23 protein-coding genes are annotated in these 22,881 nt (G+C 66.9%); 10 read left to right on the top strand and 13 right to left on the bottom strand.

Translation table 11 applies throughout. The annotated features are described in order from the left end of the window. Positions 1–9: 9 nt before the first annotated feature. Positions 10–609, bottom strand: coding sequence for a hypothetical protein (locus K7711_RS25410; protein ID WP_222971955.1), 600 nt, complete (start codon positions 607–609; stop codon positions 10–12). Positions 610–691: 82 nt separating this feature from the next. Further along, the gene (locus tag K7711_RS25405; protein ID WP_222971954.1) at positions 692–1,525 is read right to left on the bottom strand and encodes a hypothetical protein; all 834 of its coding nucleotides are present in this window, start codon (positions 1,523–1,525) and stop codon (positions 692–694) included. Between the two features lie 339 nt (positions 1,526–1,864). Between K7711_RS25405 and K7711_RS25400 the strand changes: the two genes are divergently transcribed. Next, positions 1,865–2,491 carry a lytic transglycosylase domain-containing protein gene (locus K7711_RS25400; protein ID WP_222971953.1) on the top strand — a complete coding sequence of 209 codons (627 nt, stop codon included), beginning with the start codon at positions 1,865–1,867 and terminating at the stop codon, positions 2,489–2,491. A 21-nt stretch (positions 2,492–2,512) separates the two neighbouring features. Here K7711_RS25400 and K7711_RS47790 read toward each other — a convergent pair whose 3' ends face one another. Then, entirely contained in the window at positions 2,513–3,232 is a 720-nt protein-coding gene (locus K7711_RS47790; protein ID WP_235747758.1) for a VOC family protein, read from the bottom strand. 339 nt (positions 3,233–3,571) lie between these two features. Here K7711_RS47790 and K7711_RS25390 point away from each other — a divergent pair, with 339 nt between their 5' ends. Beyond that, entirely contained in the window at positions 3,572–4,144 is a 573-nt protein-coding gene (locus K7711_RS25390; RefSeq protein WP_222971952.1) for a hypothetical protein, read from the top strand. 49 nt (positions 4,145–4,193) lie between these two features. Here K7711_RS25390 and K7711_RS25385 read toward each other — a convergent pair whose 3' ends face one another. Together K7711_RS25385 and K7711_RS25380 are read right to left on the bottom strand one after the other, a co-directional pair. Next, a complete protein-coding gene (locus K7711_RS25385; protein ID WP_222971951.1) occupies positions 4,194–5,255 on the bottom strand; it encodes an alpha/beta hydrolase in 1,062 nt (353 codons plus the stop codon). A 229-nt stretch (positions 5,256–5,484) separates the two neighbouring features. Then, positions 5,485–5,895 (bottom strand): nuclear transport factor 2 family protein, encoded by a 411-nt coding sequence (locus tag K7711_RS25380; protein ID WP_222971950.1) that lies wholly within the window; start codon positions 5,893–5,895, stop codon positions 5,485–5,487. Between the two features lie 85 nt (positions 5,896–5,980). On the opposite strand from K7711_RS25380, the gene K7711_RS25375 reads away from it, so the two are divergent. Then, complete coding sequence (locus K7711_RS25375) at positions 5,981–6,541, top strand: TetR/AcrR family transcriptional regulator (RefSeq protein WP_222971949.1); 561 nt, start codon at positions 5,981–5,983, stop codon at positions 6,539–6,541. Positions 6,542–6,560: 19 nt separating this feature from the next. Beyond that, positions 6,561–7,286, top strand: coding sequence for a MerR family transcriptional regulator (locus K7711_RS25370; protein ID WP_222971948.1), 726 nt, complete (start codon positions 6,561–6,563; stop codon positions 7,284–7,286). A 13-nt stretch (positions 7,287–7,299) separates the two neighbouring features. Here the strand turns inward: K7711_RS25370 and K7711_RS25365 are convergent, their stop codons facing one another. From K7711_RS25365 to K7711_RS25330, 8 genes are all read right to left on the bottom strand, one after another. After that, positions 7,300–9,222: a S9 family peptidase gene (locus tag K7711_RS25365; protein ID WP_222971947.1), complete on the bottom strand. Its 1,923-nt coding sequence runs from the start codon at positions 9,220–9,222 to the stop codon at positions 7,300–7,302. 162 nt (positions 9,223–9,384) lie between these two features. Next, on the bottom strand, positions 9,385–10,893 hold the full coding sequence (locus K7711_RS25360) for an alpha/beta hydrolase (RefSeq protein ID WP_222971946.1): 1,509 nt from the start codon (positions 10,891–10,893) through the stop codon (positions 9,385–9,387). 164 nt (positions 10,894–11,057) lie between these two features. Beyond that, positions 11,058–12,209 (bottom strand): acyl-CoA dehydrogenase family protein, encoded by a 1,152-nt coding sequence (locus tag K7711_RS25355; protein ID WP_222971945.1) that lies wholly within the window; start codon positions 12,207–12,209, stop codon positions 11,058–11,060. A gap of 10 nt (positions 12,210–12,219) precedes the next feature. Next, a complete protein-coding gene (locus K7711_RS25350) occupies positions 12,220–13,365 on the bottom strand; it encodes a thiolase family protein (protein ID WP_222971944.1) in 1,146 nt (381 codons plus the stop codon). Continuing rightward, complete coding sequence (locus K7711_RS25345) at positions 13,358–14,197, bottom strand: enoyl-CoA hydratase/isomerase family protein (protein WP_222971943.1); 840 nt, start codon at positions 14,195–14,197, stop codon at positions 13,358–13,360. Before K7711_RS25345 ends, K7711_RS25350 begins: the two co-directional genes overlap by 8 nt. A gap of 133 nt (positions 14,198–14,330) precedes the next feature. Beyond that, a complete protein-coding gene (locus tag K7711_RS25340; RefSeq protein ID WP_222971942.1) occupies positions 14,331–15,563 on the bottom strand; it encodes a CaiB/BaiF CoA transferase family protein in 1,233 nt (410 codons plus the stop codon). Beyond that, positions 15,563–16,330, bottom strand: coding sequence for an SDR family NAD(P)-dependent oxidoreductase (locus tag K7711_RS25335; RefSeq protein ID WP_222971941.1), 768 nt, complete (start codon positions 16,328–16,330; stop codon positions 15,563–15,565). Before K7711_RS25335 ends, K7711_RS25340 begins: the two co-directional genes overlap by 1 nt. Before the next feature lie 79 nt (positions 16,331–16,409). Then, positions 16,410–17,576 (bottom strand): acyl-CoA dehydrogenase family protein, encoded by a 1,167-nt coding sequence (locus K7711_RS25330; RefSeq protein WP_222972189.1) that lies wholly within the window; start codon positions 17,574–17,576, stop codon positions 16,410–16,412. A gap of 292 nt (positions 17,577–17,868) precedes the next feature. On the opposite strand from K7711_RS25330, the gene K7711_RS25325 reads away from it, so the two are divergent. The 6 genes from K7711_RS25325 to K7711_RS25300 all read left to right on the top strand — a co-directional run bounded on the left by K7711_RS25325 (position 17,869) and on the right by K7711_RS25300 (position 22,880). After that, positions 17,869–18,393: a carboxymuconolactone decarboxylase family protein gene (locus K7711_RS25325; protein WP_222971940.1), complete on the top strand. Its 525-nt coding sequence runs from the start codon at positions 17,869–17,871 to the stop codon at positions 18,391–18,393. A gap of 11 nt (positions 18,394–18,404) precedes the next feature. Then, the gene (locus K7711_RS25320; protein ID WP_222971939.1) at positions 18,405–19,673 is read left to right on the top strand and encodes an aromatic ring-hydroxylating oxygenase subunit alpha; all 1,269 of its coding nucleotides are present in this window, start codon (positions 18,405–18,407) and stop codon (positions 19,671–19,673) included. Next, entirely contained in the window at positions 19,657–20,001 is a 345-nt protein-coding gene (locus K7711_RS25315; protein WP_222971938.1) for a hypothetical protein, read from the top strand. The genes K7711_RS25320 and K7711_RS25315 overlap by 17 nt, the downstream gene beginning before the upstream one ends. Positions 20,002–20,004: 3 nt before the next feature. Further along, positions 20,005–21,216: a metal-dependent hydrolase family protein gene (locus tag K7711_RS25310; protein WP_040825682.1), complete on the top strand. Its 1,212-nt coding sequence runs from the start codon at positions 20,005–20,007 to the stop codon at positions 21,214–21,216. Further along, positions 21,203–21,634: a nuclear transport factor 2 family protein gene (locus K7711_RS25305; protein ID WP_222971937.1), complete on the top strand. Its 432-nt coding sequence runs from the start codon at positions 21,203–21,205 to the stop codon at positions 21,632–21,634. The genes K7711_RS25310 and K7711_RS25305 overlap by 14 nt, the downstream gene beginning before the upstream one ends. 157 nt (positions 21,635–21,791) lie before the next feature. After that, positions 21,792–22,880, top strand: a complete 1,089-nt coding sequence (locus K7711_RS25300; protein WP_222971936.1) for an acyl-CoA dehydrogenase family protein — start codon at positions 21,792–21,794, stop codon at positions 22,878–22,880. Position 22,881: the final 1 nt, after the last annotated feature.

The following is a 22,881-nucleotide window of genomic DNA, read 5'->3' as shown; positions in this document are numbered from 1 at the left end:
CCGCGAGAGTCACCGCACGCGTACGCGTCCCGCGGTGAACGACGCCGACGCGTGATCGATCGCCTGCAACGGTTGATCGAAAATGCCGACCGACGTACGCAGCCCGGCAGTGCCGTGAATCCGCCGATTCAGCATGAGCTGCACTGCCGGCTGCCCGAGTCCCTCCACGCCGGGAGTCTCGGCGTCGACCTGGGGTGCGAGATCCACGACCAGCAACTGCTTGCCCCGCCAGCGATGCACGCGGAAGCCGAGCACGGTGTCCCACGGCAGAAATACCGAATCCGAGGCATTGTCCACGCCGATTCGCACACCCGCCGTGGACAACCGCATCGCCTCGGCAACGACCCCTGCCGACTGCCACATCCGCCGCAGTGCCGCGATCCCTCGCAGTTTGCGTATGCCGCTGTAGGCGAACAGGATCACCACCACGGCCTCCAGCAGACCGATCGCTCCCACCGACCACACGATCACCCCGCCCATGAAGGCCATGATCACAGCGCCCACCAGGTCGATGACAGCACTGAACATGCTCCACCTGAGCGTCCGCTCCCGAGCCCGCTGCACCTCCGCGCGATTCACCCCGACAACGAATTCCTCCGTCGTATCCACCCGCGCCACGGTACAGCGTGAAGCCCACCAGGCGATCGTGTGCCGCCTCGGCCGAATTTCAGCGGCCGCAACCGGTTCCGGCCTACAAGTCGCCGACGGCTATCTGGACGACGATCCCGCCGAAACGTGCCTCCTGCATGATCGCCGGGTGGTCGCCGATGAAACACACACCCGTTCGGCTGACCTCGACGCATTCCTCGGATCGGGAGCTGGAGCCGTCCGGCTGGTCGACCGTGTCGGTGTAGTAGGCGATCATTCCGCCGCTCATATCGATGTTGAAACCGGTGACCCGACGTCCCGCGCGGTCGGTGGTGCGGTCGAAGCAGTGACCGCAGACCGCGCGCGGATAGCGCGCCTGGTAGACCGCCGGCCGCCCACAGTGCGGGCAAGGCTGGGTATCGCGACGTCCAGGGGTCGGGCTTTCCAGCAGGAAATCGTTGTGGGCGAGGATTTTCCGACCGGAGTCCCCTTGGCCCTGGTTATTCCGCAGAATGAGCAGGATGAACTCGGCATAGTCGGCGGTCTCGGCGTCGAGAGTTGCGCGGGCGGGTATTTCGTCGATGCGTGTGAGACCGGCATCGTAGGCGTCGAGCGCCACTCGGTGCACAGCCGAGAGTTCGCTGTCGGGGATATGCCTGTTGGTATGTTCGGCATCGACCAGGTGTTCGGCGATCACCGCGTCGATGTCTCGGTCGGCCGACAATACTCCGCCACCGGTACGGGTCGTGGACACCAGGACATAGCCGTTCGTACCGCTGCGGAGCGTCTCCAGAAAGGCGAAACCTCTCCCGTAGCGGGCATTCTCGAGCCCTTGATGGGGGTGGGCGATGAGCGTGCCCGGATCCTGTGCCCAATCGCGCGCGATCCGCAGTGCTTCGTCGTAGTCGAGCGGAGAGTTCGGGTCCGGGCGTTCCATGACCTGCAGCCTATCGAGCCGGATGCCGCGGACCGATCGGGATTTCGGTACGACAGGATGTCCTGACCTGCAGAGCATTTCGGTGCCGTGCGCCCGGCAGGCACGGTCGCCGGTTTCGCTCCCTGGTCGCAATATCACCGATCATGCTGCTGGAGAACGTATTTCGAGTTAGATGGGCGTTACCGAGCGCTCGGCGGCCGATATCGATACAATGACGTCCGCTCGCATGTATGTCACGGAGGTAGTACCGAGGTGGGACGTCACCGGAGGGAGCCGGATCCAGTGATCCGGCGCAGGTCAGTGATCGCGTTGTCCGGTTTGGTTCCCGGGGTGGTCTCCTTGACCGCCCTCGCTACCCAAGCCTCGGCAGCCGAGACCACGCCCGAGGTCCGGATGGTTGCGCTGCCCACCGGATCGGCCGGCACCGGGTCTGCGGAATCGGGGTCGGCGGGTACGGGATCCGCGGACTCCGGATCGGCTTCCGGCTCGAGCGCCCCGGAAATTCCCGGGGTCGCGGCAACCGCCTACAAGTTCGCCGCCGCCGAACTCGCTGTGGAGCAACCTCAGTGCCACATGCCGTGGCAGCTGCTCGCCGGTATCGGCCGGGTCGAGTCGCATCACGCGAACAACGGCAATGTCGACATGTTCGGGACGACCCGGCGCGCAATCTACGGCCCGTCCCTGGACGGCACGCTGCCCGGCAACGAGGTGATCCGCAATCACGCAGGCAAATTCCTGCGCGCGGAAGGACCGATGCAGTTCATGCCCGCGACGTGGGCACGGTACGCACGGCCCGGCAGCAACCCGCAAAATCTGTTCGACGCGAGCTACACCGCCGGAAATTATCTCTGCTCAGGCGGGCTCAACATGCAGAAGCCGGAACAGCGCACGGCCGCGATCATGCGTTACAACCACTCGATGGCCTACGTCACCCAGGTCATGGGCTGGGCACACCGTTACGCATAGCTCGCCCCGAATCGTGAAACCTCACGCGGTGGTCCCGCTCCGACGCGCAATCTGATAGACATTGCCGAACGGATCGCGAACCATCGCGCGCCGGTCACCGTACGGTGTATCGAGCGGCGCCTCGATGGTGACCGCTCCCGCAGCCGATGCCCGCTGATATGTTCCGGCGACATCATCGACATAGATGTACAGAAACACCGGAAACACCTCGCGCTCGCCGGCTCCCGACACCATGATCAGCGAGTCGCCGATCCGTACCTCGGCCGGTCGATTCGGCTCGACCTCGCCGACGGCCCCGAACACCGTCCGCAGGAACCCAACCGCGGCAAGCTGGTCATCGACCACCATGCGTGGCGTCACCGAATGAAAACCCGGCGGAACCTCAGAAGCCGAAGTCATACCGAAAGTCTCGCACGCGCCCGAGTGAGTCCGAATATCTTCGGCGAATAACGTTGTGGTGGATGCATTCGCGGGCATCCTCGCGGGTGGCAAGGGGTGGTGGGGAGGCGTGGGATACTGGGTGTTCTGCCTTCGATGAGCGGGGGCCGAGTTCAACCGGTCGGGGATCGGCGGGACGAGCAGGAGAGATCGGTGAGTCAGCCGTCGCAGTTCGACACGGACGCATTGCGCGCGTTGGTTGCGACATTGGAACAGCTCATCGGTGAAGCGTCCCGAGCAGCCGACGAGTTGAAGGCGGCCATCGCATTCGCCGAAATGCACGAGCGCGACGGTGCTGTGCATGCGTTGACCGCGACGTCGACGGCGATACCGGAGCACCGTGCCGACGGTTCCGCTCCGCTGTCCACTCCGTGGTCCCGTAGGCGAACGACGACACCGGCACCGCGAGTGCACAGTCCGATCACGACGCAGCTCCACACCGTGCCACCGATGCCAACGCCCATGGCCAGGCCGACGCCCATGCCCATGCCCATGCCCATGCCCAGCGTGACGGCCATTCCGACCGACCTCGATTTTCTACTCCCGCGCAGGGCGACGACATCGCCCGCGCCCCTCGCGGACGAGCGCGGCGGACCTGCTCGAACCGAGGACGTCGGCGAATCGCTGCGGATCGTTCGAACCATGGCAGCCGGCCACAGCCTGGAAACCAGGGGGTTCGACCGCGAAGGCATGGATGTGCGCACCGTCCGCGAGATCGCTTCCGCCATCGATCGACTGCTCACGAAGTACCCGATACCGTTGCGCGGCATAGCAATCGGCGCATCGGGGGATGGCTCACCGAATGAACCAGGGCCACAGCACGACATCGCCCTGTGGATCGTCCTGGACCAAGCCGCCCTGCCGCAGTCACCGGGCGCGGCGCGGCGGCGATGGTTCGGACGCGGATTCGAGCGGGCGGTGTTCACGGCCGTGGTTCGCGAATACGCCCGCGTCCTCGACCGCGCCGGAAACTTCCGAGCCCACCAGCAAGCGTGGCAGACCGTGGTCACCGATTCCCTGAACAGCCGCCGGACCAACTACGACCTGCTGGATCCCGCCGCGGCGCTGATCGACGGCTTCACCGAGGTGAACCTGCGCGGCAAGCGCGCCGGAAAAACCGCGAAACTCCTGCACGACGCGCTGGTCGACGCCGCGTCCGGGCCGAGCACGCTGGTCGACTCGACCGACGTTTCCCTGGCTCGGCCCGGTCGGTGACCGGCGGGCGAAGTCGGGACCGGAGCCCCGGCAGCGGATGACGCGTCGTTCAGAAGCCGTGGGTGCGCAGCCACCGGTCGAGATCGTCGCGCACCTGCGCCGCTGTGGGTTCCAGAGTCAGGCCGTGGGTGGCGCCGTCGACGATGTCGGTGGTGACGTCCCTGCTGCCGGTGAACAGCCTGCCTTGGAAGCGGGCTCGGTTGACGTCGAATACCCGGTCGTTGGTACCGGTCAGGAACAGGACCGGCACGTGGATCGCGCCGAGGCGGGTGGGGTCGATCAGGGTCGCCTCGGTCAGGGAGATCATGTCACCGCAGGGGTTCACCGCGCGCAGCGGAGTTGCGGCAGCCAGGACGTTCGGAGGCGACTGACCCAGGAAATCCTGTTGGAAGGCTTGGACATTCGGGGTCAGGTAGCTGTAGCCGGGAGCGCCGGCCGGGGACTTCTGCGCACCGGCGAGGCAGGTGGATCCCCAGGACAGGGTGCCGACCAGTTGCTCGGGGGTCAGGGCGAGATCGGAGTAGGACAGCACGCCGACGGCGTCCACGTCGTTGAACGAGTACGCCTCGACCTGGGCGACCGCGCCGCCGAGCGAATGTCCCAGCAGCGCAACGTGTTGGAAGGCCACCGCCCCGCCGTCCGACGAGTAGTTGCCCGATCGCAGGTCCTGAACGATCTGATGGGCGACGGTCGCCTGGCCGCCCACACAGCTGAGCGTCCCCGGCGGCTGACCGCTCGCGCCGTAGCCGAGCCGATCGATCGTGACCGATACATGCCCGCGTGCGGCCATCTCCCGCACGTGGTCGTAGCCGGGCACGGCGCCGAACCGCCAGAACCACTCCCCCAACTCGAGACCGTGCAGATACAGCGCCGTACTGGTGGCGGTGCGCCCTGCCAGCGCCCGCGCCGGACCGGTGAGATGCCCGTGCACCGTGTAGGTTCGGCCGTCGGTTCCGCACGGCACCCCCGAGGTGTTCACGTTGCGGACCGAGAACGTGATCGCTCGGTCGACGATGCTCTCGCCGGGCGCCGCGGCAGCCATCGGAACGGCTGGAACGGCGAGAGACAGCACCGAGATCACGGCGGCCAGGACGAAGCGGGACAAGCGCATGGTTCCGAACCTTTCTGCAACAGTGGCACTTTCGAACGTTGTCTGGACGATCGAGAAAGCAGCGTGATCCATTCGCTCTTGCTCTGCCGAGCCGCTCGGTGATCCCGGCCGACCGGTGACCTACAGGCACTTGCACTCCAGGCGATCCTACGACCTCGCCGCCCCGATCCTGGCCCGGGGCAACTCGTCCGACTACGAGTCCCGCTGAAGACTTCCGCGCAGTTCTCGACTACGCCCGTACGGGTGCGCGGCGCGCGAGGATCTTGCGGTGACAGATGCGCCAGCCCTGCGGTTCCCGGCGAAGCGTGTCCTCGTAGACGACCGTCCCGCTCGTGCCGTCCGCATTGACCGCCAGTCCTTTGGAACGCGCCCGCACCCGGTCGCCGTCCTGTGCGACCAGAACGATATTGGTGACGTGATGCCCCAGCGGCTGAGCCGGATCGTCCTGGTTGTCGCGGGACAATTTCTTCAGCGCCGCAATACCGTTCGTCGTGCCGAGCCCGAAATCCTCCAGGTCCAGCACCAGATCGTCGGAGAACAGCTCACCCCATCGATCCCAGTCGCGGTCGTCGGCCACATGTCCGTGCAGCGCGATCGTCTCGTGAATCGCGATGCGATCCGCCGCGGTGATGTCCAACATTCGAACGCCTCTCATATAAGTGGGGGACTCCCCGTTTATGGCTCGATACACTAACCGGGGAGTTCCCCACTTCGCAAGGAGAATCATGGCCGACCGCCCACGCCGCGCCGATGCGCGCCGCAACTACGAACTGGTGCTGGCGGCCGCGCGGGAGGTGTTCGACGAAGTCGGGGTGAGCGCCCCGCTGGACGAGATCGCCCGGCGCGCCGGGGTCGGGAATGCGACGATGTACCGCCACTTCCCCACCCGCCGGGACATGGTCATCGCCGTCTACGCAGAGGAGGTCACCGCGCTGGGCGAGTTGGGCCGAACCCTGCTCGACGATCCCTCGCCCGCCGACGCGCTGTTCACCTGGCTCCGGGCTTTCATCGCGCACGTCTCCACGAAAAGTCAACTCCCCCTGGCAATTCCGGACGACGACGCCGGACAACGATCGGCGCTGTACCGAGAATGGCACGAGACGATGCACACCGCCGCAGCCGATCTGCTGCACCGAGCACAGCTCGCGGGCTCGTTGAATGCCGACCTCGACGTGGCCGACCTGCTCGCCGCGGCCAACGGAATCGGACGCGCCGCGGCCGACGCCCCCCAGATCGACCGGTTGCTGGCCATCGTCCGCGCCGGTGTCACACGCGGCACCGAGTGAACGGCCGAAGGAGACGGAAATGGCATGGAGCACAAGGCAACTCGCCGAACTCGCGGACTCGACGGTGAAGGCCATCCGGCATTACCACGAGATCGGCCTGCTCGATGTGCCCGAACGCGCCTCCAACGGGTACAAGCAGTACAAGATCACGCATCTGGTCCGGCTGATGCAGATCAAGAGGTTGAGCGACCTGGGGGTGCCGCTGTCCCGGATCGCGGAGATGGAGCGGGCCGACCAGGATCCGGACGAGGCGATCCGGGTGCTCGATGCCGAGTTGGCGGCAACGGCCGAGCGGATCGACCGCGTGCGCACGGAACTTGCCGCCCTCCGGCGTCATCGTGCACCGATGCACGTGCCGCCCGAATTCGCGCCGATCTCCCGACAACTCTCGCAAGCGCAACAGTCCTTGCTCCTGGCCTACTCGACCGTGTTCAGCGAGGAGACCATGGCGGAATTCCGTCGAATGATCTCCGTGCCGGACGACACCGAGGACGAGTTCGAATCCCTCCCCGCGAACGCCGACGATGCCGCGATCGAGAACCTCGCCGAGCGAATGCTTCCGGTGATCCGCGAAAAGCACGCGAAGCACCCGCGCTTGCAGAACCCGGCGGCGGACTCGCCCCGAGGGGTGGAGCCGGCCACGAACACGATGGCGCAGGCGGTGGCCGAGTTCTACAACCCCGCCCAGCTACGAGTCCTGCAGCGCCTGAACACTCTCCTGCAACAGGCCACCGACACGCTCTGACCCGGACGCCGCGCTACGACCGCTCCGCGACTCGCCGCCCACCGAGATGCTCGGCGAAGTGCCGCTCGATCGCACGGAAGAGCCGAGCCTGATTCTCCGGGTTCTCGAAACCGTGTCCCTCGTCTTGCGCGACGAGATATTCGACGGGGACGCCGCGAGCCCGCAGCGATCCGACGATGTTGTCGGACTCCGCCTGCACCACCCGAACATCGTTGGCGCCCTGGGCAACCAGCAGCGGCGTGCGGATCCGATCGACCATGGTGATGGGTGATCGGGCCAGCATGTCGGCCTCCTGGGCGGGGTCCTCGGGATCACCGACGTAGCGGTACCAGTTGTTGACCATGCCCGGCCGCACGAACGCGGGCAGGGTGCGCATGAAGTTGGCCAGGTCGGAGATGCCCACGTAATCCACTGCGGCAGCGAAATAGTCGGGCGTGACCGTGACGCCGACGAGTGCCGCGTAGCCGCCATAGGAGCCGCCGGCGATGCCGATGCGGTCCGGATCGGCGTACCCCTGCGCCACAGCCCATTCGGCGGCGTCGATCAGGTCGTCGTGCATCGTGCCCGCGAATTCGCCTATCGCGCTGGTGATGTGGCGTTTGCCGTAGCCCGAGGAGCCGCGGAAGTTGACCTGCAACACCGCGTAGCCGCGATTGGCCAGGAACTGCACGAGCGAGGAGTAGGTCCAGGTGTCGTGACACCACGGACCGCCGTGCACCAGCAGTACCAGCGGCAAACGCTGCGGTGTTACGCCGACCGGCAGCGTCAGGAATGCGTGCAGTGACAGTCCGTCGCGGGCCGGGAATTCGACCGCGGTCATGGGCGCCAGGTGCGCCGGGTCCAGGTCGGGGTACCCGCGGAACAGGATCCGGCTCGCTCCCGTGCCATGGTCGTAGAACCAGGTCACCTCCGGTTCGCGGTCGTGGACGAAGGTCGCGACCCAGCGCTGCTCGGACTCGTCCGAGGACACCGAGTGCAGCACACCGTCCGAGAGCTTCGACAGCGCGGCGTACACCTCGGCGAAGTGCGGATCCAGCACCTCGATGACAGGCCGGTCACCGACGAAGCGCGCCGCGATGACCTCACCGGTCCGGCGGCTGGTGAACACGATGGGAGGTAGGACCGGCGACACCAGCCCCATCGTGCACAGGCTGTGCCCGTCCACGGCGGCAATCACGGTCCGGGCGCCGGTCTCCCGGTCGATGCGGACGAGCCGCAGGTCGTCGGAGTCCTGGTAATCGCCGATCAGCAAGCCCTCTCCATCGGGCGTCGCCATCGTCGGGAGCACGCCCATCGGGTGTTCCGGGCCGCCCCGCCGACCCAGCAGACGTCGTTCGCCGCCGGGGTCGATCGCGTAGAACTCGTGGGTGCCGTCGTCGGTCTGCAACACGTAGAACGCCGCCTCGCCGTCGCGGTCGACCACGAAGGTGCCCATCGGTTCGGACCGCTCCAGATGCGGGATCGTCTCGCCGGTGGCCACGTCGATCCGGAACAGGTCCATGAACATCGGCCTGCGGTTCATCCACGCGAACACACTGCCGGGGACCGGGCCGATCGGTTCCACCCCGACCACGCGCGATCCCGCCGCCATCGGTGTCAGGTCGACCGCGGGCTGCTCCGGCGCGTCGAGGTCGACCCGGTAGAGGTGCCAGTCCTCGTTGCCGTCGGTGTCCTGCAGGTACAGCAGCCACCGTGGGTCATCGGTCCAGTGGTAGGTCTTGATGCCGCGCCGGGCGTCGTGGGTGACGCAGACGGCGTCGTCGTGGTCCTCGTCGACGCCGCGCACCCACACGTTCGTCCGGCCGTATTCCGGTGCCAGATAGGCGATCCGCGTCCCGTCCGGTGAGATCGACGCGCCGGAGAACTCCGGATCCGCGACGAACTGCTCGACGTCGATCGACTCGGGCAGGGACTCTCGCTCATACACCTCGGTCATCCGAGCTCCAATCAGAGGCGGGACGGTGCGCTCGGTCGAGCGCACGGGCGATGGGTTCTCGCCGCACGACTCCGAGGCAACACCATGCCGTTGCGGCACAGTCAACTCGCGGACCACGGCAGGAGCCGCAGGATCGTCCTCGTGCACCCCCGCGGCTCTTGCTCAGCCCGGAGTCCCGGACGCCGCGCACTGCACGTCCCGCTCGGGCATCGTGCCGTCGACCAGATAACTCGTGGTGACGCTCGACGCACAGGGATTGCCGCCGAGCACATACACCCCGTGCCCGCTCCCGTCCACGCGCAGCAGACGCGACCGGCTGCCGAATTTCTCGTGCAGCAACTCACCACCGCGCAGCGGGGTGACCGGATCGCGCTGATTCTGCACGATCAGAACGTTCGTCGGCCCCTTGTCCTCGACCCGGACCGGCGCCTCGGCCGGATGCCGCCAGTACGCACACGGTAGGACGTCCGCACCGGCCGCGCCGAAGAGCGGGTACTTCTCGCGGTCCTCGGCGACGGCGCGCCGGTAGGTCTGGAGGTCGTGCGGCCATTCGACGTCGTTACAGGTCACCGCCAGGAAGACCGACCACGCGTTGTCGTTCGGTGCGGGCGCCGCCGTGCCTGTCGGCGGATTACCCCCGGGCGCAACCTCTTTGGCGTCGAGCAGTGACCGCCAAGCTTGTGCCATCCGATCGTACGACACCTTGCTGTAGAGCCCCACGAAGCTGTTCAACCGGAACAGAGCACCGTCTACTCCGTTCACCGGGGCCTTGTCGAGACGTCGGGCGATAGTGAAGTAGGTCGCGCGCACCTCGTCCGGCGTGCGGCCCAGACCGTAGGAGTCCTGGTGCGCGGCAGCCCATTTCGCGAAGTCCGGAAACGCCTGCTCCATCCCTAGGGCGTACCTGCGCAGGCCGTCACGGTCGAGGTGGGTATCGCCGTAGTTGCTGTCGAGCACGACCCGGTCGACGGTGTCGGGGAACATCGAGGCGTACGCGGCCCCGAGCGACGCGCCGTAGGAGTAGCCGAGATAGCTCGCCTTCTTCTCACCGAGCGCGACCCGGATCCGATCCAGATCGCGGGCCATGTTCGCGGTCGACACGTGCCGCAGCCGTCCGTCGCGGTCGTTCGCCGCGCACTGCTCGGCCACTCGCTGGGCAGTCCTCGCCTGCGCAGTGACGGCCGCGTCATCGACCGCGTACGGCGGGATGTTGCCGCGATAGGCCCCGTCGGTGGTGAAGCCACAGCTCACCGGCGACGAGTGCCCGATCCCGCGGGTGTCCATCCCGATCAGGTCGTAACTGTCCGGAACGCTGGGCGGCAGGCCCTTGGAAACCAGGAATTCGGACTGCGCCAACCCGGAACCACCCGGACCGCCCGGATTCAGCAGCAGCACACCGCGCCGCTTGTCCGGGTTCTTGCTGCCCAGCTTGGAGATCATGATCTCGAGCTGCGCGCCCTCCGGGTCGTTGTAGTCCAGGGGCACCGGCACTGTGGCGCACTGCAATTGCGGGGCCTCTGCCCGGACATCCTCGGGACACGCACCCCACCGCACCTGCGCCACGGCCTCGCCGCCCTGCGCGGAGGCCACCGGCACCCCGGCCAACGCACCGGCGAGACCGAGCACAGCCAGCAGTGCCGAGCCCCGGCGAATATTCCGTTTCCGATCCATCTGTGCGCACCCCGACCTCACTCGCAGTTGGTCTTACCGGCAACCACTGCACACCGTGTCCCAGGGGCAGGGTCAAGGCAGACAACCGACGCGAGATCAGCGAGTCGGGGTCAGGTACACGACGCCGTCCACATGGGCCGGCGCACACGACTTCCCGCGCACAGTCAGCGCAGGCCGAGATCCTTCGCGACGATGGTCTTCATGACTTCGCTGGTCCCGGCGTAGATGCGCGCCACGCGGGCGTCGGCGTACAGCCGGGCGATCGGGTATTCGAGCATGTAGCCGTAGCCGCCGAACAATTGCAGGCAGCGGTCCACCACGCGGGCTTGAACTTCGGTGCAGAACAGTTTGGTTCGGGCGGCGTCGGCGCCGGACAACTCGCCCTCGACCAGATCCAGCACGGCTCGATCGATCATCGTCTGTGCCGCCTCGACCTCCGACGACATGGCGGCGAGCTCGAACTTGGTGTTCTGATACGAGGCAACCGGCTGGCCGAATGCCTTGCGCTCCTTCACATATTCGCTCGTCGCGGCGATCGCCGAACGCGCCTGGGCGACCGAGCCGACCGCAACGGTGATCCGCTCCTGGGCCAGATTGTGGCCGAGATAGCCGAACGCCTTGCCCTCCTCGCCGAGCCGATTCGACTGCGGCACACGGACATCCTCGAACGAGAGCTCCACGGTGTCCTGCACCTTGCAGCCCAGCTTGTCCAGGATGCGGCCCTTGGTGAATCCGGGACGGCCGCTCTCCACCACGATCAGGCTCAGGCCCGCGCGGCGGTTGTCCGGATCGGTGTCGGTGCGCGCGACCACGATCACCAGATCGGCGAGCAGGCCGCCGGTGATGAAGGTCTTCGCGCCGTTGATGACGTAGTCCTCGCCGTCACGCACCGCGGTCGTGCGGATACCCGCCAGATCCGAGCCGGTGCCGGGCTCGGTCATGGCGACCGCCGTGAGCAACGTGCCGTCCGCCAATCCCGGGAACCACCGGCGACGCTGCTCCTCGTTCGCGTACTCCAGGAAGTACGGCAGGATCACATCGATCTGGGTGCGCACTGTGCTGAGGGTGACCAGCGCCCGATACGCCTCCTCCTGCAGGACCGCGTTGAACCGGTAGTCCCGCACTCCCCCGCCCCCGTACTCCTCCGGGATCGCGGTGCCCAGCAGCCCGAGTTCGCCCATCCGCTCGAAGATTTCGCGAGGCATCCGACCCGCGCGCTCCCAGTCCGGATAGTGCGGGACCACTTCCTTATCGATGAAATTCCTTGCCAGCTCCCGGAATGCCTCATGATCGGCGGTGTAGAGGGTACGGCGCACGACGGCTCCTTCAGGAAACTAGTTCGACGATGGTGGCGTTGGCGGTTCCGCCGCCCTCGCACATGGTCTGCAGGCCGTAGCGAATTCCGTTGTCGCGCATGTGATGAATCATGCGCGTCATCAGCACCGCGCCCGAGCCGCCGAGCGGATGCCCCAGGGCGATGGCGCCGCCGAGCGGATTCATCGCGGCCGGATCGGCGCCGGTCTCGGCGAGCCAGGCCAGCGGGATCGGCGCGAACGCCTCGTTCACCTCGAACACACCGATATCGGCGACGCCGATTCCGGCCTTGCGCAACACTTTCGCCGTCGCGGGGATGGGCCCGGTCAGCATGAGCACCGGATCGGCTCCGGTCACCGCACCCGCCCGATACCGCACCAGCGGGGTCAGTCCGAGTTCGCGGGCCCGTTCGGCGGTCGTCACCAACAGCGCCGCGGCGCCGTCGGAGATCTGCGAGGAGCTGCCCGCGTGGATCACGCCGTCGTCCTGGAACGCGGGCTTCAGACCAGCGAGCTTCTCGACGGTCGTGCCGCGACGAATACCCTCATCGACGGTGACCTTCCCGGAATCCGTTGTGACCGGGACGATCTGCTCCTCGAAGGCGCCCCGGTCCTGAGCAGCGGCCGCCCGCTCGTGCGATCGTGCCGAATACTCGTCCAGGCGGGTGCGGGTGAAACCCCACTTCTGCGCGATCAATTCGGCCGAGATGCCCTGATTGAACGAGAAATCCTCATACCGCGCAAGCACTTTCGGCCCATACGGCATGCCGGTGGCGCGCGCCGATCCCAGCGGCACCCGGCTCATCACCTCGACACCACCGGCGACGACCACATCCTGCTGCCCGGAGGCGACGGCCTGCGCGGCGAAATCCAGCGCCTGCTGACTCGATCCGCAGGCCCGGTTGATCGTCGTCCCCGGAATCGTCTCCGGCCAGCCCGCGGCCAGCACCGCGTACCGGCCGATATTGCTCGACTGATCGCCCACCTGGGATACACAACCCCAGATCACGTCGTCCACGACGGCCGGATCGATGCCGGTGCGCTGCGCCAGCTCGTTCAGCACGACCGCCGACAGGTCCGCGGCGTGCATCTCCGACAGGCCGCCGTTCCGTTTGCCGACCGGGGTCCGCACGGCCCCGGCGATGACTACCTCACGCATCTGCTCCCCTGGTGTTCTCGGAGTCGTCGCGGCCGCGCATCGCGGGTCGGTGCACGGTCCAGCGACCGGTGAATTGCGCTTCGCGTTTCTCGGCGAAGGCGGCGAACGCCTCGGGGGCGTCCGCAGTGGCGAAATTGAGTCCCTGCGCGGCGGCCTCACCGGCCAGCGCCTCACGCAGCGTCTGACCGGCGCCCGCATTGAGCAGCGCCTTGGTCTGCGCCAGCGCGATCGGCGGGCCCGAGGCCAGACGCGCGGCGAGATCGCTGACGTACGTGTCGATCTCGTCCTCGGGCACCAGCCACGTCACCAGGCCCAGTTCCCGGGCGTGGGCCGCATCGATGGTCTCGGCCAGCAGCGCCAGCCGCTTGGCCTGTTGCAGGCCGACCAGTTTCGGCAGCAGCCAGGAACCGCCCAGATCCAGCGACAGCCCGCGGTGGGCGAAGATCTGCGAGAACCTGGCCTGCGGCGATGCGACGACCAGATCGCAGCCCAGGGCCAGATTCCAGCCCGCGCCGACCGCGACCCCACGCACCTTGGCCACCGTCGGCACGGGCAGCTCGTGCAGCAGCAGCGCGACGTCGGTGAGCTCGCGCATGCGATACACCGGATGGCTGTTGTCGGGGGCGGAGATGTCCGCGCCGGAACAGAACGCTCCCCCCGCACCGGTGATCACCACCGCACGTACCGAACGATCGGTTGCGATGTCCCGCAACGCATCCGCGAGGGTGATCCACAGCTCGTGATCGATGGCGTTCTTGCGCCGGGGGCGGTTCAACGTCAAGGTACGCACGCCTGCGGTGTCATCGACCAGCAGGACAGGTTCGCCGGGCATCACATCTCCCTGAATCGTTGCAGCGCAGAGATATTCGCACGCCTCGGCGCAAAGCCAGAGCGAGCGATGTCCCGCGACATGCGGACCGCGACGGACCGGCGCGCCATCATCTCAGCGAGGTCCCGCACGGCCGTCATGTCGTCTCCAGCGGCGGCTCGTACCGTGCACCGACTGCGCCGCTCCCGCGCAAACCGGCGATTTCCGCTGCGCTGCAACCGAGTTCGGCGAGCAGGCTGTCGGTATGTTCGCCCAGCCCCGGCACCGGCCCCATCGGGGGTTCGAAGCCGTCGATCACCGCCGGGGGAAGTACCGCGACGATGCGGCCGCCCGGCGTGTCGATGGTGCGCAGGCGGTGGCGCTCGACCAACTGCGGGTGGTTGATCACCTCGGTCGGGCGGTTGTAGCGCGAGTTGCCGATACCCGCGGTGTCGGCGACCTTCTGAATGTGCGCCAGATCGTGGGCGGCGCACCAGCTTCCGATGGCCACGTCGAGCTCTTCGCGATGTTCGCAGCGGCCGGGGTTGGTCAGGAAACGAGCGTCGTCGGCCAGATCGGGCCGCCCCAGCAGGTCCCGGGACAGGCGCTGCCACTCCCGGTCGTTGGTGGTGCCCAGGACAACGGTCTGATCGTCGGCGGTGCGATAGGCCCCATAGGGAGCGACGGCCGGAGAACTCATCCCCAGCGGCACGAGATCCACGCCGGAATACCGCGCGTAGTTGAGGTGGTACCCCATCATCTCGGCCATCATGTCGAACAGACTCACCGCGATATTCGTGCCCGGGCCGGGCCCGTTGCGCAACCGGCCGCACAGCGTCGCCAGAATCGACAGTGCCGCATACAGTCCCGTCGTCACATCCGCCATCGGCGGACCGGGTTTGGCGGGCTCCTCGGCCGTGCCGGTCACCGCACATACCCCGGACTCGGCCTGCACCAGCAGGTCGTAGGCACGCTTGTGGGACAGCGGCCCGCCGGCGCCGAAACCGTCGATCTCCACCGCGATCAGATCCGGATGCCGCGCCGACACATCCTCCGGGGAAAGGCCCAGCCGCGCGGTCGCCCCGGGCGCCAGATTCGACACCAGCACATCGGCGCGATCCAGCAGCCGGTGCAGAAGTTCCACGCCCGCCTCGGATTTCAGGTCGAGGGTGAGCGATTCCTTACCCCGGTTGCACCAGACGAAATGCGCGGCCTGCCCATGCACCACATCGTCGTAGTAGCGGGCGAAGTCACCGCCCGCCGGATTCTCGACCTTGATCACCCGGGCCCCGAAATCGGCCAGGGCACGCGTGCACATCGGCGCGGACACCGCCTGTTCCAGTGCGACGACGGTGATTCCGGCCAGCGGACCGGCTGTCGGATCCTGCATCACATCACCATGCCGCCGTCCACCGGCAACACCTGGCCGGTGATGAAGGAGGCGGCATCGGTGGCCAGGAAGACGAACGCGCCCGCGATCTCCTGCGGATCGGCCCAGCGCCGCAACGGAATCCGGTTCAACATCTGCTTGGCGAACTTCTCGTCGGTGCGGATGGTCTCGGTCATCGGCGTGGCCGCCAGCGGCGCGAGCGCATTCACCAGGACGTTCTTGCGAGCCAGTTCGCGGGCCAGGGATTTGGTCATGCCGATGATGGCGGCCTTGGCGGCGGAGTAGTTCACCTGCCCCAGGGTGCCGACGATGCCGGCGGAGGAGGTGACGTTGATGATCCGCCCGGTGCCGTCGGTCGGCAGATAGGGCAGCGCCGCCTGCGCGCAGTTGAAGGTGCCCATGGTGTGGATCTCCAGCAGCCGCCGCACCGAATCCGCGGTGATATCGGCGAACATGTGCGGATCGGTGACACCAGCGTTGTTCACCACGATGTGCAGTGTGCCCCCGGCCAATTCGGCCGCGCGGGCGGCAGCGGCGTCGGCGACCTCGCGATCGGACACGTCCAGGGCGAAACCTGCTGCGGTGCCGCCGTTTCCGACGATCTTCTCCGCGACCGCCGCGGCCGCCTCGCCGTTCACATCGGTGACCAGCACCGCCGCCCCCTGGGCCGCCAGGGCCTGGGCGACCGCGGAGCCGATGCCCCCGGCCGCGCCGGTGACCAGCGCCGAGCGGCCGGTCAGATCGAACAGGGTATTGGTATCTGGCATCGGTGAGCTCCTGATGTCTCGTGATTGTCGGTGGTTCCGTGTTCCGGGCGATCTCTGCTCGCGCGGAATGTCTTGCGGCTCAGTAGCTCCGGGGCAGTCCCAGCGTGTGCGAACCCAGATAGTTCAGGATCATCTCCTGACTGATCGGCGCGATCTTCATCACGCGCGCCTCGCGGAAGTACCGCGCCACGTGGTACTCCTCGGCGTATCCCATCCCGCCGTGGGTCTGCAGCGCCCGGTCCGCGGCGGTGAATCCCGCGTCGGCGCAGAGGTATTTGGCGGTGTTCGCCTCCCGGCCGCAGGGCTTGCCCTGGTCGTAACTCCAGGTCGCCTTGCGCAACACCAGTTCCGCGGCATCCAGCCGCGCCAGCGAATCGGCCAGCGGGAACTGCAACCCCTGGTTCATGCCGATGGGCCGGTCGAACACGACACGCTCCTTGGCATATCGCACGGCCCGATCCAGGGCCACGCGCCCGAGCCCGAGCGCCTCGGCGGCGATCAGCATGCGTTCGGGATTCAGGCCGTCGAGCAGGTATTTGAAGCCCATCCCCTCCTCTCCCACCCGATCCTCGACCGGAATGCGCAGCCCGTCGATGAACAGTTCGTTGGAGGTGACCGCATTGCGGCCCATCTTCGCGATCGGCCGGATGTCGACGTGCGCTCGATCCAGATCGGTGAGGAACAGCGTCATGCCGTCGGTCTTCTTGCTGACCTCGTCGTAGCGCTGGGTGCGGGTCAGCAGCAGGATCTTCTCCGACTCCATCGCCTTGGAGATCCACACCTTGCGCCCGTTCACCACGTAGTGGTCGCCGTCGCGCCGGGCGAAGGTGGTGATCCGCGAAGTGTCCAGTCCGGCACCGGGTTCGGTGACGCCGAAGCACACGTGCAGATCGCCGTCGGCGATCCGCGGCAGGGTGCGCTGCTTGAGTTCGTCCGAGCCGTGCACCACCACCGGATGCATGCCGAAGATCGACATGTGGATGGAGGTGGCGGCGTTCATCCCGCCGCCCGAACGCGAGACCTCCTCGGCCAGCAGGGTCGCCTCGGTGATGCCCAGGCCGTGCCCGCCGTACTCCTCGGGAATCGTGATGCCCAGCCAGCCGCCCTTGGCGATCGCCTCGTAGAACTCGGTCGGGAACTCGTGTGCCTGATCCTTGGTCATCCAGTACTGGTCGTCGAACTTGCGGCACAGCTCCGCGACGGTCGTGCGAATCAGCTCCTGGTCCTCGGTGAGCTCGAAATTCATGCCGCAGCTCGTCATCGTGGGACTCCTTTCCGCCCACCAGGGGCCGGACGCTTCGGACTTCGGGCCCGCCGACAGGCCGGGCGCAACGCTAGGGAAACTATATTCTCTTATTTGGAGAATCACCATCCGATCCGACGGGAGGCAGGGCCGGGCCAGCAGCGCAGCTGGTCGCGACCCACTCTCGGCGGCCGCAATTTTCCCAGGCCGCAGCCCTGGCGTTGACTATCGCACGGGTTCATGGAAATCTAGTCTTCAGTTTTAGAGAATCAGATTCTCACGAGAGGAGGTCGGCATGCGCCTGCCGCCGCTACCGGCGGACCAGTGGGACGACCGCACCCGCGACGCGTTCCGCGCCCTGCTGCCCCGCGCGATGCGCAATCCCGAATCCGCGGGTCCCGCCATGGCACCGCTGGCCTGGCACCCGGACCTGACCGAGGCATTCCTCGGCTTCAGCGTCCATCTGCTCTTCCGGTCCACCCTGCCGCCCCGCGCCCGCGAACTGGTGATCCTGCGTGTGGCCCACAATCGCCGCTGCGAGTACGAGTGGGTGCACCACCTCGAGTTCGCTCAGGAGGCAGGACTGACCGCCGCGGAGATCGACGCCGTCACCCGCGGAGAGGGGACCGACGACTTCGATCGCCTCATCCTGTCCTGCGTCGACGAACTCGACGCGAAATCCGAACTGTCCGACGAGACCTGGTCCGCCCTGGCCGAGCGTCTCGACGAGAAACAGCGCATGGACCTGGTCTTCACCATCGGCGGCTATATCGCGATGTCCATGGCACTCAACACTTTCGGCGTCAAGACCGATCACTGAGAGGTAATCCCTTGCCACACTTCACAAAACCGGCTGCCGGCAGCTGGACGGAGAATTACCCCGAGCTGGGTACCGAGGTGGTCGACTTCACCGACTCCACCGATCCCGCCTTCTACGCCGACGAGCAGGAGGCGATCTTCAAGAAGAGCTGGCTCAACGTCGGCCGCGTCGAGCGGCTGCCGAAGGTGGGCAGTTACTTCACCCGCGAACTCGCCTGTGTGAACGCCTCTTTCGTCATCGCGAAGGATCACGACAAGCAGATCCGCGCGTACTACAACATCTGCCGCCACCGCGGTAACAAGCTGGTCTGGGAGGACTACCCGGGCGAGGAGACCGCCGGGGTCTGCCGCCAGTTCACCTGCAAGTACCACGCCTGGCGGTACAGCCTCGAGGGCGAGGCCACCTTCGTCCAGCAGGAGAAGGAATTCTTCGACATCGACAAGAGCAAGTTCGGGCTCAAGTCGGTGCGCTGCGAGGTGTGGGAGGGGTTCATCTTCATCAACCTCGACGACGCTGCCCAGCCTCTCGAGGATTACCTCGGCGCGTGGGCGAAAGGTTTGGAGGGCTACCCCTTCCACGAGATGACCGAGGTCTACAGCTACCGTGCCGAGATCGGCGCCAACTGGAAGCTGTTCATCGACGCGTTCGCCGAGTTCTACCACGCACCGGTGCTGCACATGAAGCAGGCGGTCAAGGACGAGGCCGACAAGCTGCTCGAGGTCGGTTTCGAGGCGCTGCACTACGAGTGCTGGACACCGCATTCGATGGTCTCCTCATGGGGCGGCATGGCCCCGCCGAAGGACCCGGGCATGGTCAAGCCGATCGAGCGCGAACTGCGCAGCGGCCTGTTCGGCCCCTGGGACCGCCCCGACATCGAGGGTCTGGATCCGCTGCCGACCGGCATCAACCCCGCGGGCCACAAGGCCTGGGGCGTCGACGAATTCGAGGTCTTCCCGAACTTCGGCATCCTGATCTGGGCGCCGGGCTGGTACCTGACCTACCACTACTGGCCGACCGCGGTGAACAAGCACATCTTCGAGGCGAACCTGTACTTCGTACCGCCCAAGAACGCCCGCGAGCGGCTGCGCCAGGAACTGGCCGGGGTCACCTTCAAGGAGTACGCGCTGCAGGACGCCAACACCCTCGAGGCGACCCAGACCATGCTCGAGACCGGTGCGATCACCGAATTCCCGCTCAATGACCAGGAGGTGCTGCTGCGCCACCTGCACATCACCGTCCAGAACATCGTGAAGGAGTACCGCAATGGCCGAGCAAGCTGAGACCAAGACCCTGCCCGCCGAATTCGCCGACCTGCAACGGTTCTCGGACTGGATTCTGGCCACCGAGCCCGAGCGCTACACCAAGCGCCTGGCCTCCTCGATGGAGCAGATGCAGGATCTCTACGAGACCGTCTTCCCGCACTTGCAGGAGGCACTGGATCACATCGAGAAATTCGACTGGAACGACCTGCCCGACGAGCAGCGCCACCTGTTCCACCTGCTGCAGTCGCTGGTGATGGTGTCCTTCCCCGTGGAGGTCTGGAAGCAGCCCCGGGTGCCGGACTCCGGTGCGGCCTACCTCGATGTGATCTCCGAGCCGGTGGTGTAACTCATGCTCACACTCCAAGCGGCCGGTCTGCTGGACATCGACACCGGCGAGATCATCCGGCCCGGCATCGTGCACGTCGAAGGCGATCGCATCGTCGGGCTGGGGGGTCCGGCGCGCGGCGAGGTCCTGGACCTCGGTGATGTCGTGCTGCTGCCCGGGCTGATGGACATGGAGGTCAATCTGCTCATGGGTGGTCGCGGGGAGACCGGCCTGTCCTCGAGTGTGACCGACGATCCCGCACTGCGGATGCTGCGTGCGGTGGGCAATGCCCGCCGCACGCTGCGTGCGGGTTTCACCACCGTCCGGAACCTGGGCCTGTTCGTCAAGACCGGCGGATATCTGCTCGACGTCGCGCTGGGCAAGGCGATCGACCGCGGCTGGATCGACGGGCCCCGCATCGTGCCCGCCGGACATGCCATCACCCCGCTGGGCGGGCATCTGGATCCGACCATGTTCTCCGCCTTCGCCCCCGACGTGCTGAAGCTGACCCTCGAGGAGGGCATCGCCAACGGCGTGGACGAGGTGCGCAAGGCGGTGCGGTACCAGATCAAGTACGGCGCGCAGCTGATCAAGATCTGCGTCTCCGGCGGCGTCATGTCGCTCACCGGATCCCCTGGCGCACAGCATTATTCGGACGACGAGCTGCGCGCCATCGTGGACGAGGCGCATCGGCGCGGACTCAAGGTCGCCGCGCACACGCACGGCGCCGAAGCGGTCCGGCACGCGGTCGACTGCGGAATCGACTGCATCGAACACGGATTCCTCATCGACGACGAGACCATCGACATGATGGTCGAGCACAACACCTGGCTGGTGCCCACCACCCGGCTCACCGACGCCATGGACATCTCGCACGCCGACCCAGCGCTCAAAGCCAAAGCGGCCGAGATGTTTCCGAAGGCGCACAGTTCGGTCCTGGCCGCCTACAAGGCGGGTGTGCGGATCGCGGTCGGCACCGACGCGCCGGCCATTCCGCACGGCAAGAACGCGGACGAACTCGTCGCGCTGGTCTCGCGTGGGCTCGATCCCCTCGACGTGTTGCGCGCGGCGACCGTCAACGGCGCGGACCTCATCGATGCCGAGGACCGCGGACGGCTGGCCGAGGGACTGCTGGCCGACATCATCGCCGTGCCCGGCGATCCGATCCAGGACATCACCGTCACCCAGGACGTGCGGTTCGTGATGAAAGGCGGCAAGGTCTTTGTCCAGCGGTAGCAGTTCACGATACGAAGATCTCCTCGACATCCAGCAGTTGCTGGCCAAGTACGCGGTGACCATCACCCAGGGCGATATCGACGGCGTGGTCTCGGTGTTCACCCCCGACGGCACCTACAGCGCCTTCGGCGACACCTACACCCTGGACCTGTTCCCGGAACTGGTGGCCGCCGCGCCCAAGGGCCTGTTCCTCACGGGCACACCGGTTCTCGATATCGACGGGGACACCGCCACCGGCACCCAGCCGCTGTGCTTCATCGATCACAGCACGCACGACATGCGGATCGGCTACTACAGCGACACGCTCGTGCGGACCGAGGACGGCTGGCGGCTGCGTACCCGGCGGATGACGTTCATCCGGCGCAACGGGAACCACGATTCGGGCATCCCGCACGCCTTCGAGAGCACCCGGCAATGACGCCGGTGCGGGCGGCCGGGTCAACGACGCCTCGGCCGCCCGCAACGTGCTCGACTGTGCTCCGGCGGCCCGCACGCCTTCGAGGGCGCACGGGAGTCCGCCGGTTGGGAACCGTGCCATCCGAGCTCCCGGTAGCTCTCGAGAGAGTCTGAACACTATGGATATCAACGAGTTTCGCGCCGCAGTGCGTGCCTGGCTCGATGAGAACGACCTGACGCCCGGCCCCGATCACTCGCTCGATGCCGAGCTCGAGCAGCTGTGCCGGGTGCGTCGTGCGCTGTACGACGCGGGGTGGATGCGGTACGGCTGGCCTGCCGAGGTCGGCGGTCTCGGTGGACCGGCCGTGCTCCGGGCGATTCTCGGTGAGGAGGTCGCCACGCGCGACCTGGCCGAACCCGGGAACTATTCGATGATCGAGGTGCTCGCGCCGACGATGATCTCCTACGCGCGCCCCGAACTGGCCGCGGAGATGGTGCCGCGGCTGCTGTCCGGGCGCGAGCAGTGGTGTCAGGGGTTCTCCGAACCCGGCTCGGGCAGCGATCTGGCCTCGCTGAGCACGAAAGCCGTTCCGGACGGCGATGATTGGGTGGTCAACGGGCAGAAGGTGTGGACCAGCCTGGCACAGTACGCGGCGCGCTGCGTCCTGCTCACCCGCACCGCGCCGGGTCACGACGGGATCACCGCCTTCTTCGTGGACATGGACACCCCCGGCATCACCGTGCGCCCGCTGCGCACCATGCACGGCGTGGACGAATTCGCCGAGGTGTACTTCGACGACGTCCGCATTCCCGCCGATCGCATGCTGGGACGTCCGGGCGACGGCTGGCGAGTGGCGATGGATCTGCTCCCGCACGAACGCTCGACCTGCTTCTGGCACCGCATCGCCTACCTGTTCACCCGCTTGGACCGGGTGATCGACCAGACCACGATTCCCGACGACGCCGAACTCGGCTCGGCCTACCTGGCCCTGCACACCGTGCGCTGCCGATCCCGGGAAACCCAGCAGCGCTTGGCATCCGGCGCATCGCTGGGCCCGGAGACCTCCGTGGACAAGATCCTGCTGGCCACCGCCGAACAGCAACTCCTGGACACCGCCCGCGATCTGCTCCCCGGCGCGGTCGAACTCCAGGATTCCCCGTGGCGCACCGAATTCCTGTACTCCCGCGCCGCCACCATCTACGGCGGCACCGCCGAGATCCAGCGCAACATCGTCGCCCGGCGACTGCTGGATCTCGGCAAGGAATGAG

It is taken from the genome of Nocardia coffeae, assembly GCF_019890715.1.
GTDB lineage: Bacteria > Actinomycetota > Actinomycetes > Mycobacteriales > Mycobacteriaceae > Nocardia > Nocardia jiangxiensis.
The sequence above is the reverse complement of the archived record's forward strand: the minus strand, read 5'-3'. Positions and strand labels throughout refer to the sequence as shown.